Annotated in this window: 6 protein-coding genes and 4 pseudogenes; 8 read left to right on the forward strand and 2 right to left on the reverse strand. The window is 37.6% G+C overall.

The window, feature by feature from the left end:
• A pseudogene (locus tag CYQ88_RS11080) lies at positions 1–314 on the reverse strand (transposase); the annotation flags it as partial.
• 250 nt (positions 315–564) lie between these two features.
• On the opposite strand from CYQ88_RS11080, the gene CYQ88_RS11085 reads away from it, so the two are divergent.
• Together CYQ88_RS11085 and CYQ88_RS11090 are read left to right on the forward strand one after the other, a co-directional pair.
• The gene (locus CYQ88_RS11085; RefSeq protein WP_101841406.1) at positions 565–882 is read left to right on the forward strand and encodes a helix-turn-helix domain-containing protein; all 318 of its coding nucleotides are present in this window, start codon (positions 565–567) and stop codon (positions 880–882) included.
• A 53-nt stretch (positions 883–935) separates the two neighbouring features.
• A pseudogene (locus CYQ88_RS11090) lies at positions 936–1,148 on the forward strand (transposase); the annotation flags it as partial.
• Between the two features lie 50 nt (positions 1,149–1,198).
• Here CYQ88_RS11090 and CYQ88_RS11095 read toward each other — a convergent pair.
• Complete coding sequence (locus CYQ88_RS11095; protein ID WP_101841407.1) at positions 1,199–3,142, reverse strand: sensor domain-containing diguanylate cyclase; 1,944 nt, start codon at positions 3,140–3,142, stop codon at positions 1,199–1,201.
• Between the two features lie 436 nt (positions 3,143–3,578).
• Between CYQ88_RS11095 and CYQ88_RS11100 the strand changes: the two genes are divergently transcribed.
• The 6 genes and pseudogenes from CYQ88_RS11100 to CYQ88_RS11125 all read left to right on the forward strand — a co-directional run.
• The gene (locus CYQ88_RS11100) at positions 3,579–8,042 is read left to right on the forward strand and encodes a response regulator (protein WP_101841408.1); all 4,464 of its coding nucleotides are present in this window, start codon (positions 3,579–3,581) and stop codon (positions 8,040–8,042) included.
• Positions 8,043–8,153: 111 nt separating this feature from the next.
• The gene (locus tag CYQ88_RS11105) at positions 8,154–9,176 is read left to right on the forward strand and encodes a two-component system response regulator (protein WP_101841409.1); all 1,023 of its coding nucleotides are present in this window, start codon (positions 8,154–8,156) and stop codon (positions 9,174–9,176) included.
• Positions 9,177–9,264: 88 nt separating this feature from the next.
• Complete coding sequence (locus tag CYQ88_RS11110; protein WP_101841410.1) at positions 9,265–10,968, forward strand: diguanylate cyclase; 1,704 nt, start codon at positions 9,265–9,267, stop codon at positions 10,966–10,968.
• 116 nt (positions 10,969–11,084) lie between these two features.
• The gene (locus CYQ88_RS11115) at positions 11,085–12,929 is read left to right on the forward strand and encodes a methyl-accepting chemotaxis protein (protein ID WP_101841411.1); all 1,845 of its coding nucleotides are present in this window, start codon (positions 11,085–11,087) and stop codon (positions 12,927–12,929) included.
• 85 nt (positions 12,930–13,014) lie between these two features.
• Positions 13,015–13,857 (forward strand): annotated as a pseudogene (locus tag CYQ88_RS11120) (IS256 family transposase); the annotation flags it as partial.
• Positions 13,858–13,930: 73 nt separating this feature from the next.
• A pseudogene (locus CYQ88_RS11125) lies at positions 13,931–14,244 on the forward strand (transposase); the annotation flags it as partial.

Below are 14,244 nucleotides of genomic sequence, written 5' to 3' on the forward strand. Positions count from 1 at the left end.
TTTTAGAACCTTTAGTTGTTCAGTGAATCCGACATCAAGAGCGCTGTAGCCTTTTTTAAGATGTCCTTTTCCTCTTCGAGGTATCGGATACGTTTTTTGAGTTGTTGAATCTCAATCTGTTCAGGTGTTAAGGCACTGGCCTTAGGCGTTTTTCCTTGCCTTTCTTCACGAAGTTGTTTGACCCATTTATTCATTGTCGATAATCCAACTCCCATTGCTTCTGATGCATCTTTAGCAGTGTAGCCTTGGTCAACAACCAATTGAGCCGATTCCAATTTAAATTCTGCTGAAAACGTACGTTTCTTTTTTGTCATTTTAGTCACCTATTTTGATGAGATGCATTTTAGCATCTCTATTTAGGTGGCCAAATTTACTGTACCACTACATAGTGAATGACTCTTTGGGTAGTGCTCAAGGGTGTTTCTCCTAATGATTACAATATGTTGTCCTTGATAAATAAGGCTTAGTAGAGCTAATATAGAATATTAGTTCTTTTTTTGTAAGTAGGTACATTTTTGTAACCATGAATCTTTTAGCCAAAAAAAATCAAAAGGAAGTAAAAAAATGAGTGAAGAGTGCCCTGTAGAAATGACAATAAAAATGATTGGTGGTCGTTGGAAATGTCCCATTATTCATCACTTACTGAATGGTACGAAGCGTTTCAATGAGCTTCGCAGGCTCATACCTGATGCATCCCAACGCATGTTGACAAAACATCTGCGTGAGTTAGAGAAGGAAGGGATTGTGCACCGTAAAATATTTGCAGAGGTGCCGCCGAAAACCGAATATTCGCTGACAAATGTTGGTCAATCGCTTGAGCCGGTTTTGTGGGCAATGCATGATTGGGCTGTCACGAACTTGGACTCAGCAGGAAAGCACTGAATATCAAATCAGTCCATCACATAGCGCTTTGGTGCTTTGTGAATATGTAATTGTCAAAAGCAATTGAAGCAGTACATCGACAGTTCCGCAAACTGACCAAAACCAAAGGTAGATTCCCAAATGAAAATAGCTTGTTAAAGCTGCTATATGCTGGCATACTCAACGCAACCAAAAAATGGACAATGCCAGTTCAAAATTGGAATCTGGCCTTATCGCAATTAGCGATTCACTTTGAAGGCCGACTTGATGAGGTGTTAGATATTTAACGCCCTAGGCTGACACAGAATTCTGAGCGCCCTCAAAATGAGCTATCGAGCTAATGAAAAAAACTAAAGCAATTTTTTCCGTTTCTTTTAGACTCGTACATAGCTTTATCTGCTTTGAAAATAATTTCATCCGTACTTGAGACTTTTTCACTTGGTTTGACAGTACAAATACCAATACTAACACCGACTTTAAGTTTACAGTCTGTTGGTAGCCAAGTTTGACCAAATTTATCAGTACCATCGATAATTGCATTTGCAATGATCTCTAAGCGTGATCTATTGCTATGATCACAAATCAGAATCGCAAACTCATCTCCACCCAATCTTGCAACAGTGTCAGATTTTCTGACCGCAGATAAGCAAAGCTTGGTGAAACCTTGTAATACATCATCTCCTACCTTGTGTCCGCAAAGATCATTGATGGCTTTGAATTCATCAAGGTCTAAATAGAGTATAGAGAACTCAGAGTCTTTGCGTTCGTGTTCTAGAAGTTTATGAGTTATCCTATCCATAAATAGATCACGATTTGCCGCTGCAGTTAGTCCATCATAGAGTGCTCTTTTTCCAATTTCGCTATGTGTAATATCCTTAGCTGTTGAGATAAACCCTTCAATATTTTGGTTAGAGTCAAATAACGGTGAGATGGTTTTCTCTTCGTAATATAAGGAGCCATCCTTTTTTCTATTTACGATTAATCCCTGAAATTTATGACCATCGTTAATGGTATTCCAAAGTTCTTTATAGTCATGATCGGTTTGTTGTCCAGATTTAAAGATTGAAGGCTTTTGATCGAGTAGCTCCTCTTGAACATATCCCGTTGTCTCGCATAATGCATTGTTTACATACTCGATATTGCCATTTTTATCTGTTATGGTTATAAGGTCAGAGGTTTGTTCTAAAGCCTTGGACAGCTTTTCTGCTTTAAACAGAGCCTTGCTTGTTTCTGCTTTTAGTTTGAAATTACGTCTTAGAAAATACATCAATGAAAACAAAAATAAGATAGATATTAATATTTCTGTCCATAAACGTAGTCTAGGTTCAGATAATACGTCATTTTTATTAGACATGCTGGCGATTGCCAAAAATGGTTCCTCGATATGTAAGCTAAAACGTTGTAAGTTATGATCAATAGCTTGTTTTATCGAACTATATTCATAGAAAAATGCTACCTCAAAAATTTCACCTTCGCTTTCAAATGATAGGTTTGCCTGTTCGCTTGATTGGTTCGGTTTAGGAATAACATCTAAATATCGTTTTAAGTTCTCATGGTGCGCATAATTATGTGAATGAAAAATATGGTTACCTTCAGAGTCCAATAAATGTAAATGGCCTTCATCCTCTTCTTGAGATATTGGATTCACAAGCATCTCAAGGAAATGGGGAACAGAATAATTAATGATAATCATTCCATTATATGTGCCATCGCTATCGAAAATGGGAGCTGCAATAAGAATAAATGGGTGTATGTGGTCATTGGTTGAATCAATTTTAGTATTGTGGATTTTTGAAATGGAAACTGAACCTTTGGGTAGGTTCGCAAACTTCATAAAATAATCTTTATGACTAATGTCTTGTAAATTAGAGCTGGCGCTTGGTCTTTCGTTGTGAACATGATTGATTTTGACAACTTCTAACCCATTGTGGTCAATATATCTGATTTGTTCATATTCTTCATGAAGAGAAGAAAAAGAAATGAAAAAAGATTGTAGCTCTGCAAGATTATTTGATTTGATCGTTTTGGTGAAAACGCCATTCGTTGATAAAAAATAAATATCTTTTACAGCTTCTGAAAGTTGATTAACCAATTCATTGCGGGACTGTTTGACTGAGGTTTCCATGTTTGAAAGCCAATGTGCTATTGTCATTCTCTTATCAATTTGATAAGAAACCACAATCGTGGCAAACACCACAGCGGAAATCATTAAAAATTTTAATTTATGGGCATATATAGCAGACTGTTCTTTGCTTCTTAATTCATGTATCCAAAAGCTCATAAAGCTCTCCTTGAAAACATATCGGTCAAAAAAATCTGCTTTATAAAAGTAGATGAAAACTGTTTTTCTATTACTAAATTTTATTTAGGTGGCTTGATCTAAAAGGTTTGCTTGGTTAATGGCTTTAGTTGTATTTTCTAGTGAACCTAGTTGGAACATCGTGACGCAAACTCATATTAACGCTATATTAGTTTTAAGTTCAAGTTTTTTGTACTAACTTTGTAAAAGTTATGAAACTATTGTATAACTTCAAGCTATCTGCAAATTTTGGTTTTTGTGGCGAAAGTAATGAGGTTGGCTGTCATTCTAAATGCGAGTTGTTTTGAGAGTTGTTTTTCAAACCAATGAATGCCTATGCTGACGAATCATTAATCTGATTGCAGAATATTGAAGGTGATAGCCTGCCTTAACTTTATGAATTCGAGGTGTTTTTAGAATGTGGACCATTAACCTAGACAGGATTGATATGAATCATGCGATGCATTTTCACGGAGGTTACGATCCTAGTTTAGTTTTTGTGTCATTGGTTATGGCCTTTTTGGGGGCTTATGCTGCTTTAGCTGCAGTGGGTCGACTAAGGTTAGTAGAAGAAAATACCCGTCAACACTGGTTTTGGGTAATTTTTGGTTCTATCGCATTGTCCACGGGTGTTTTTAGTATGCACTTTTTAGGAATGTTGGCTCATAAACTTCCTGAACCCTTAAAATTTGATTCTGTTTTAACTTTTGTTTCCTTTGTCCCTGTTTTCTTGGGAGCTAAATTTGCATTATTAGTTCTTAGAAAGTCAACAACGACCTTTCGTGATCGTTGGATTGCGGGCACCTATGTTGGTATAGGCGTTGGAACGATGCACTATACAGGTATGGCGGCAATTCAAATAGATGCCACTATGGCTTTTGATCCGGTGAAGGTCATATTTTCTCTGTTTGCAGCAATATTCTTAGCTGGGTTAGCTTTAAATAGTCGTGTACTGATTAGGCAGATAAAATTTATCAAAAATGATAAATCATTGACAAATTTTATTAGTCCTCTGATTATGTCTTTATCATTTTCATCTATGCATTACATTGGAATGTTGGCAACAGATTTTTTTCCAGGTGAAAACATAAACCCATCGTTTGGTTCGGTATTGAGTAACGACGTTTTTATTACCGTAATTTCTGCAATGGTTTTAGTTTCAAGCTTTATTACGGTTGTTGCAGTGCATTACGATAAACGCTTAAAAACAAGAAAAGAAGCTTCTAGTCTAGGATTTTTACCTAAAGGAGAGGTTCGCCAGAAATTCATAAAATATTACGCAATAAGCCTAGCAGTCGTTTTAATTGTCCTTTTCTCAACGTTATACAATCAGCAAAAAGAAAAATCTGAAGATATCGGTCGTAATATTCAAGCCTACTCTATTCTTTTGAAAAGTCATCTAAATGACGCTTTAAAGATGGCAATAAAGAATGTAGAGGCTATGGCAAACTCCGATAGTATGTTAGCTCTACTTCATGAAAAAAACCAAGAAAACCTTAAAGCCTTAGCGGGTGATTTTAAAGGGCTAATGTTAGCTACCGATACTTACGATCAAGTTCGCTTTTTGGACAAAAATGGCGAAGAAGTTGTAAGGGTCAACTATAACGATGCTGTACCTCAAGTGGTTCCAAATAATAAACTTCAAAACAAATTCAATCATCTTTATTTTACAGAATCAATCTCATTGCGAAAGAATGAGATATATTTTTCAGAATTTGAGCTAAATCAAGAGTATGGAAAGATTGAGGTTCCACATAAAGTTGTTATGCGAGTTGCAACGCCAGTTTTTGACAGGGAAGGGAATAAGCGTGGTGTTGTTATTGTGAATTATGACGCAGATTCGTTACTGACCCACTTGCGTGAGTACTCAAGCACTAACCTAGAGTTCGTTATTGTTAATAGCCAAGGTGAATATATACTTGGTCACAATGGTGAGGAAGACTGGTCTGCGATGATGACCGACAAAGTACATTCATTTGCACGGATGTTTTCAGATGCATGGATGATGATGTCCCATATTAAATCTGGCTGGTATGAAGCTAATGGAAACCTATTCTCAGTTGTCAAAATCTTAGCCGGCGAAGAAAGCTTAAATGTGAAAATGCCTGATTGGACTTTGATAACACATGCGACTAAGCCTGCGTTTTTCAACATCAATCAAATTAAATCTCAACCAATCTATTTTTCTTTGTTGCTATCTATACTTGTAGCACTTATTTTTGTTTGTAGATCAATGGCTGTGAACCAGGTGCATAGAAGGATAGCAGATGAAAAGAATAAGAAACTGATGAGAGAGGTAAAAGCGCTCAATACGGCAATCAATGAACATGCCATTGTCAGTGGAACAGATGCTCAAGGAAGAATAATATTTTGTAATGATATCTTTGAAAAGATATCAGGGTATAGTCGAGAAGAATTAATTGGTAACACGCATAGTGCTGTTAACTCTGGTGAACATTCTAGAGAGTTTTTCCGTAACTTATGGAAAACAATCTCGTCAGGCAACGTCTGGCATGGAGAAGTCAAAAATCGAACGAAAAACGGAGGGTTCTACTGGGTTAAAGCGACGATTGTTCCATTTTTGGATGAAAGTGGTAAACCATATCGGTATATCTCCATTCGAACGGATATTACCGAAAACAAACAAATCACAGAAGAACTTGAAGAAGCACTCAAAAAAGCAGACATTGCTACTCAGGCAAAAAGTGACTTTTTGGCAAACATGAGCCATGAAATTCGAACACCTATGAATGCCATTATTGGCCTGTCAGATCTTTGCTTGCGCACAAATTTAACTATGCAGCAGCGAGACTACATTGATAAAGTTCACAGTGCAGGCAAATCTCTTTTGGGTATTGTTAATGACATATTGGATTTTTCAAAAATTGAAGCCGGAAAACTTCAAATTGAGCACACACGTTTTTGTATAGATGACGTGATTGACCATTTATGGGTTATTGTTGCGGATAAGGCAAGAGATAAAGGCTTGGAGTTACTTTATTCTCGAACATCAGACGTCCCTCTTTTTGTTAATGGCGACCCTTTGCGTCTAGGGCAGATACTGGTTAACTTAGTCAACAATGCGATTAAATTCACTGAAAAAGGTGAAGTGGTCATATATCTGCGCAAAATGAATTCTGCTAGCAATGTTGTCGAACTTGAGTTTATTGTTGAAGACTCGGGTATTGGAATGACAGAGGAGCAGCAATCACATTTGTTTACCTCATTCACTCAAGCGGATACTTCAACCACAAGGAAGTATGGAGGTACAGGATTGGGGTTAACCATTTCAAAGCAGCTAGTGAATCTAATGAATGGTGAAATATGGGTTGAAAGTGAATTTGGAAAAGGGAGTCGTTTTTGTTTTACTGTTGAATTTGGTATTGAAGATGACCAAGAGCAGCGACAATTGCTTCTAGCAAAACCAGAGCTTCAAGGAGTGTCTGTTTTGGTTGTTGACGATAACAAAGCTGCTCGTGAAATTTTGCAAACCTATCTAGAAAGTTTTTCATTTAGTCCGACATCTGTTGCCACAGGAAGTGAAGCTTTAGAATTGATTCAATCTGCTGACAAGCCGTATGAACTTATCATCATTGATTGTAGGTTGGAGTCAGAAAATGGTTTTGATGTTGCAAAGCAGGTTGTTGAAGCCACAACTGAATATCAGTCTGCGCCAAAAATTGTTTTAATCTCAGGATTCTCTCAATCCGAATTAGACGAAGTTGCTAAGACAGACTACATTGATGCTTTTCTTCGGAAGCCCATTTGCCCCTCGGCCCTATTTGATACCATTCTAAATGTCTTTGGAAAAGAATCGTATATTAAAAATGCTGCTATAGAAAATCCTCAAAAAGAGATTAAAGGTCTTAGTGAAGTTCAAGGCGCACACATTTTAGTGGTTGATGATAATGAAATTAACCAGCAGGTTGCAGAAGAGCTACTGAAACAGGCTAGATTCTATGTTGATGTTGCCAATAATGGCAAAGAGGCTTTGGAAATGCTTGAGTCAAGTCATTACGACATCGTATTGATGGATATTCAAATGCCTGTCATGGATGGCTATGAAGCCATTCAAAAGATAAGATTAAATCAAAAATATAAAACATTACCTGTTTTAGCAATGACAGCAAATGTCATGAAAGAGGATCAAGAAAAAGCAATTGATGCTGGGATGAATGATCATATTGCTAAACCAATTAATCCTAATCAACTTTTCGATAACCTGATTAAGTGGATTCCACATGCAAAGAGGGAATTGCCTCAAGCTACTTATAATACACCTCAACAAGGTGAGGTTAAGTTAGATATTCCAGGATTAGATATTGAGCAGGGGCTGGCAAGAGTCGCTGGTAATGTTGATGCTTACCAAAAAATGTTGAGAAAATTTGTTGATAACCAGGGGGAATCAATAATAAAAATTCGTCAAGGAATCGAAGCCGGTGTTGAGCAAAAAGAGTTAGTGATTCTTGCTCATACGCTTAAAGGCGTTGCAGGCAATATTGGCGCTACCAGGTTGTTTGAGGTGACGTCAAAACTCGAAGCGGCACTAAGACAAAATTCGTCCCAATATCCTGAAGAATTACTGGTGGTTTCTGAAGTTGAGCTAAATCAACTTGTTGATAGTATTAACAAAACAATTATAGGTACGGATTCTCAGTCTGATATAGTAAAAAACTATTCTAGCGAAGAGTTAACAGCGGAATTAAGCAATCTTCTTGTTCAGCTTGAAGAATACGATGTTGTAGCAGAACGAACACTAGAAAATATTATTCACCATGTTTCTGAACAAGAAACTAAAAAATTGCTTTCGAAAGTTGCTTCCCAGCTTTCAAATTATGATTTTGATGGTGCAGCAGGGTCTGTTAAAAACTTGATTAGATAAACCCAAAAATTGGACTATTTTGTGATTCGTGTATAAGTCTGTGTTATTTATGTATAATGCTAAACACTTAACTTAACTTAACTTAACTTAACTTAACTTAACTTAAATGTGATGATACCCAATCAAAAGTACACAATTTTAGCTGTTGATGATACCCCAGAAAACCTAGATATTCTCAAGGGGTTATTGGCTGAAGAATATATATTTAAAGCAGCAATTAACGGTGAAGTCGCCATGAAAATTGCCGAAAATCAGCATGTCGACCTAATATTGCTGGATGTCATGATGCCAGGAAAAGATGGTTATGAGGTCTGTCGTGAAATAAAAAGCAATCCTAAAACAAAATCTATTCCTGTCATCTTTGTCACAGCAAACAAAGAGCAAGAAGATGAAGCTATGGGGTTTAGACTTGGTGCTGTGGACTATATCACCAAACCAGTTAACCCTGTAATCCTTCGGGCAAGAATTAGAACTCATTTAGCATTCTATGATCAACGTCGTACATTAGATATTAAAGTTAAAGAACGTACTGAAGAATTAAATCAAACTCGCTTAGAGGTTATTCAGAGATTAGGTCGTGCTGCAGAATATAGAGATGATGACACGGGCCAACATACTATTCGGGTTGCCAAATACACTAAAGTGTTAGCTAGGGCTTATGGTTTAGATGAAAGTTATTCGGAATTGATTTCTCAAGCATCGCCTATGCATGATGTCGGAAAAATTGGGATTTCAGATAATATTCTACTAAAGCCCGGAAAGCTTACTGCTGATGAGTTTCATTTTGTCAAAAAACACAGTGAAATTGGTTCAGAACTCCTAAGCGGAAGTGAATACCCTTTAATGAAGACTGCTCAAATTATTGCCAGGCATCATCATGAAAAATGGGATGGTACCGGTTATCCTGATGGGCTTAAAGGTGAGGAAATTCCTATAGAAGCAAGAATCGTTGCTGTAAGTGATGTATTTGATGCACTCTCCAGTTCCCGTCCATACAAACAAGCTTGGCCTATGGAAAAGATTGTTACCTTTTTTAATGAACAATCTGGACTGCATTTCGATCCAGAACTGGTAGAAGTTTTTCATAAAGTATTTCCAGAGTTTCTAAAGATACGTGAAGAATATAATCATTAGATAAGTTGTACATAGGGTTTATACAAATTCTTATTATTTAAGTTTTTACAATGCTTGCTAGGCTGGAAAGCGTAAAAGGTTAAGTTTGATGTTAAACAGCAAAAATATTATTGAAGGTATGTTTGAAGGAGCCGTCCTTTTTAACCTGGAAGGTGTTATTGTTGACTTAAATTCTTCTGCTGAGAAAACACTCGAGCTTTCAAGAGAACAATTATTGGGAAAGAAATTATCAGAACTTTCATTAGAATATTTTAATGAAGAAGGCGTTCCATATAGCGAAGGCCAAAATCCAGTTTTTCAAATCATTCAGACTAAAAAACTTATCAGAGGTAGAAAGCTTCAATTAAAGCTGACCAACCAAAAAATAAAGTGGCTGCAACTCAGTTCTGCTTTTTTGAAAGATCTTGAACAAGATAATATAAAACGAATCATTATTACATTTAATGATATTTCTGAATTAGTTGCTGTCAAAAAAGAAGTCGAAAATCTAAATGAGCAGTTACTAGAAAAAGTAGAATCTCTCAATATCCTAACGAAGAGCTTCGACCAAGCCCAAAAAATTTCGAAAATGGGTCACTGGATGTTGGAGCCTGATGCTAATCGCTTGGTTTGGTCTGATGAAGTATTTCGTATTTTCGGTTTAGAAGCACAATCGGTTACCCCAACTTTTGAATTATTTATCAGTTTCATTCATCCAGGAGATGTCGATTTACTTACTGAATCTTATCAAAAATCATTAGATGAAAAGTCAAACTATGAAGTGAAGCATCGAATCATTTGTGGGGATGGAACGCAAAAATATGTATTAGAAAAGGGGTTTCATGATCTTGATGAACAAGGTAATGTCTTAAGAACTATAGGAACAGTTATAGATATTACTGATCAGCACTCCAAAGCATTTCAGGTAGAAAATCTCGTCAACCTAGTTAATAGCCAATTGATTATGTCTCGAACCGATACCACCGGAAAGATTCTCGATGTGAGCGATTTTTTCTGTGAGATTTCAGGTTATGATCGAGAAGAACTCATTGGTCAAAATCAAAATATTGTTCGTCATCCTGATATGCCAAGTTCCATGTACAAAGAGCTATGGGATACCATACAATCTGGACAAACTTGGGTTGGAGAAATTAAAAACTTAAGAAAAGATGGCGGGATTTATTGGGTTAAGAGCCGAATTTCTCCCGATTATGATCCATTCGGAAATTTAGTTGGTTATATTTCTTTAAGACAGGATATTACATCTCAAAAACGATTAGAAGAGATTGCTATTAAAGATGAGTTAACAGGGCTCTATAATCGTCGTTTCTATAATGAACGGTTGCATTTAGAAATCAATCGTGCCAAACGAGATCAACGTTGGTTATGTTTTTTAATGTTAGATATTGATAATTTTAAAAAATATAACGATACCTATGGTCACCAGGAAGGAGATTATGCACTTAAAAAAGTTGCAACAGCCCTAGACAATAGTTTTAATCGGGCAGGTGATCTTTGTTTTCGATTAGGCGGTGAAGAGTTTGCGGGGCTATTTGAAGTAGAAGTTCCGGAGTATGGAACGCAAATGGCTGATAAAGTCCGTCAAGCTGTGTTTGACCTAAATATTGAACATTCAGGAAATCCTCCCTGGTTGAAAATGACAATTTCGATAGGGGTATTATTAATGGATCCTGATCAAAACTACATTGAAGAAGAAGTTTATAAGTACGCAGATTCAGCGCTTTATCAAGCTAAAGCTAATGGACGGAATCGTATAGAGTGCGTTAAAGAAGCCGAGGTTGAATTGTTTTGATTAATTTAAACTTGATAGTTACCTTTATTTAAGCTGGTTTGATTATATGGCACCAGTCGGTATGGCTAATGGCCGCAGTAGAAGAACTTAATCAATTAACTTAGTGAGAATATTTTATGTTTTGTAAAAAAGTAGAGTCAGAGTTGGTTTTGGTAAAACAAGAGTTGGCTGAGAAAGAAGCGTTGATCAAAGCGATTAGCTCTGCGCAAGGCATGATTGAATTTGATCTAACTGGGCATGTATTGGATATCAATGATAACTTTGCTAAAACAATGGGATATACCAAACAAGAAGCGATTGGTCAGCATCATAGAGCTTTTGTCACTGACGAATATGCCAATAGCCCAGATTATCAAGCATTTTGGGAGAAGTTGAGAAGCGGTCAATTTGTTTCAGGACGATTTAAGCGAATAGAAAAAGGAGGTCGTCTGGTTTGGTTAGAAGCCTCATATACCCCTGTTTTAGATAAAAATGGTAAGCCATATAAAGTGGTGAAAGTCGCCTCCGATGTTACTGAAATCGTAGCAAGGGATCTTGATTATGCTGGCCAGATTAAGGCGCTTAATCGAGTGATGGCGGTTATTTCGTTTGATACGGAAGGCAATATTCTAGAAGCCAATGACAATTTTCTGCAAGCGGTTGGTTATTCATCTTCGGAAGTGGTCGGTAAGCATCATAGAATGTTTGTCACAGCTGACTATGAAAAGTCAGCTGAATATCGTCAGTTTTGGCAAGACTTAGCTAAGGGAGAGTTTCAATCTGGAACCTATAGGCGCATAACCAAACAGGGTGAAGATCTATGGATTGAAGCCAGCTATAACCCCATTTTCGATGATGATGGAAAACCATATAAAGTGGTTAAATATGCAGTGGATGTTGGCAAAAATGAAAATACCATGTTATTGCAAAATGTCATTCATGATGCCGGAATAGTATTACAAGGTATTTCTGAGGGTGACTTAACAGCTCAAATGAAAGAGCACCTTAAGTCAGGTCAGGTTTCAATGTTTAGACCTCAAATTGAATCTTTGACAGACAATATTGAACAAATGACACAAAAACTGAAAGATGTGGTCGTGAACGCGATAGAGTCATCAGCGGTGGTTCAAGGAGCTGCTTCTGAAGTATCACAAGGTTCGTTAGATTTAAGTCAAAGGGTTCAAGAGCAAGCTGCTGCTTTAGAAGAAACCTCTGCAACGATGGACCAAATGAGTTCACAGGTACAAAGTAATACAGAAAATGCCAAGCAGGCGGAACATGTTTCTGAAGAAGCACAAGCACTTGCTGGAGAGGGTGATGATTCTATGAAGAACACAATTTCTGCAATGGAGAATATCCAAGAATCGAGCCATAAGATTTCAGAAATAGTGAGCTTAATTGATAGTATTGCGTTCCAAACCAACTTGCTTGCCCTGAATGCCGCAGTTGAAGCGGCTAGAGCAGGTGACCATGGTCGAGGGTTTGCGGTTGTCGCAGGTGAAGTGCGATCCTTGGCGCAAAAATCTGCTGAGGCTGCAAAAGACATTAAAAATTTGGTGGATGAAACCGTACAAAGAGTGAATCAAGGGGTTGAGACTGCAAGTAATACAGGCAATATTTTAAACAAAATTAATGAGTCGATTCATTCTGTGACGGATATGATTTCTCATATCTCCCAAGCATCGTCTGAACAATCAGAAGGAATCAAACAAGTTCATAATGCAATTACCCAAATTGATCAGGTGACACAACAAAATGCAGCCCTAGTAGAAGAAACCAGTGCAGCCGCTGAAAATATGAATAGCCAGTCAGAGAAATTAAGAAGTGATATGAGTTTCTTTAATACTGGTGTGGCACATCATTCTGCCTTAAATCAACCTAGCCATTCAGTAGCGAGCTTGCCTAAGCAATCAGTCGTAAAGCAGAATAACTCAACAACCTCAAAACCAGCAAACTCGAAGGATGAATGGGGAGAGTTTTAAAAACAGTGAAAATGAGGTCATTGAGCCTGTAAATTAGACTGTGTAAACGCTCATCAATTAAAATCCCTCAAAAAGGATAAAAATGATGAGCAACTTAGATCAAAATCAACTTCAGTCAATTGCAAAAGAATTGGCTAAAAACGTCAAAACTCAAGAAGACCTCTCCAACCTATCTGCCATGCTCGTAAAGATGACAGTCGAAGCCGCCCTTGGTGCTGAGATGGAAGAGCATTTGGGCTACGCCAAACACCAGAATTCAGATAGCGACAATAGCCGTAACGGCTATTCTTCCAAAACCCTCAAGGGAGATCATGGGGAAGTAGATATTGCCATACCCCGTGACCGCCATAGCGAGTTTAATCCTGCCATTGTTAAAAAAGGCGAAACTCGCCTGACCAGCATGGATGATCAAATACTATCACTTTATGCCAAAGGCATGACCACTCGGGATATCGTTGCCACCTTCAAAGAATTATATGGGGCAGATGTTTCTCCAACTCTTGTCTCCAAGGTCACTGAAGCGGTCATGGAAAAAGTCATTCTTTGGTGTTCTCGCCCACTGGACGAGATTTATCCGCTGCTATATCTTGATGGCATTGTCATTAAAGTTCGCCAAGACAAGCAGATCGTGCGAAAAACCATGTATGTAGCGCTAGGCGTTAATACAGACGGCCATAAGGAATGTCTGGGTCTGTGGTTGTCAGAGACCGAATCTTCTAAATTCTGGCTGAGGGTCTTAAATGATCTTGAGGGCCGTGATGTCAAAGACATACTGGTCGCAAGCGTTGATGGTCTAACAGGCTTTCCTGAAGCCATCAATACGGTCTATCCCCAAGCAGATGTCCAGTTATGTATTGTGCATATGGTTCGCAATTCACTGCGTTATGTTGGCTACAAAGAGCGCAAACAAGTCGCAAATGACCTCAAACTGTAGTGGTACAGTAAATTTGGCCACCTAAATAGAGATGCTAAAATGCATCTCATCAAAATAGGTGACTAAAATGACAAAAAAGAAACGTACGTTTTCAGCAGAATTTAAATTGGAATCGGCTCAATTGGTTGTTGACCAAGGCTACACTGCTAAAGATGCATCAGAAGCAATGGGAGTTGGATTATCGACAATGAATAAATGGGTCAAACAACTTCGTGAAGAAAGGCAAGGAAAAACGCCTAAAGCCAGTGCCTTAACGTCTGAACAGATTGAGATTCAACAACTCAAAAAACGTATCAGATATCTCGAAGAGGAAAAAGACATTCTAAAAAAGGCTACAGCGCTCTTGATGTCGGACTCCCTGAACAATTAAAGCTTATTAAA

Origin of the sequence: Hydrogenovibrio sp. SC-1 (assembly GCF_002848135.1) — a bacterium.
Classification (GTDB): domain Bacteria; phylum Pseudomonadota; class Gammaproteobacteria; order Thiomicrospirales; family Thiomicrospiraceae; genus Hydrogenovibrio.

What these genes read in the sequence shown, in the direction of transcription:
- CYQ88_RS11105 (WP_101841409.1), top strand. Translation starts at nt 8,154, where the DNA reads ATGATACCCAATCAAAAGTACACAATTTTAGCTGTTGATGATACCCCA.
- CYQ88_RS11100 (WP_101841408.1), top strand. Translation starts at nt 3,579, where the DNA reads ATGTGGACCATTAACCTAGACAGGATTGATATGAATCATGCGATGCAT.
- CYQ88_RS11115 (WP_101841411.1), top strand. Translation starts at nt 11,085, where the DNA reads ATGTTTTGTAAAAAAGTAGAGTCAGAGTTGGTTTTGGTAAAACAAGAG.
- CYQ88_RS11095 (WP_101841407.1), bottom strand. Translation starts at nt 3,142, where the DNA reads ATGAGCTTTTGGATACATGAATTAAGAAGCAAAGAACAGTCTGCTATA.
- CYQ88_RS11085 (WP_101841406.1), top strand. Translation starts at nt 565, where the DNA reads ATGAGTGAAGAGTGCCCTGTAGAAATGACAATAAAAATGATTGGTGGT.
- CYQ88_RS11110 (WP_101841410.1), top strand. Translation starts at nt 9,265, where the DNA reads ATGTTAAACAGCAAAAATATTATTGAAGGTATGTTTGAAGGAGCCGTC.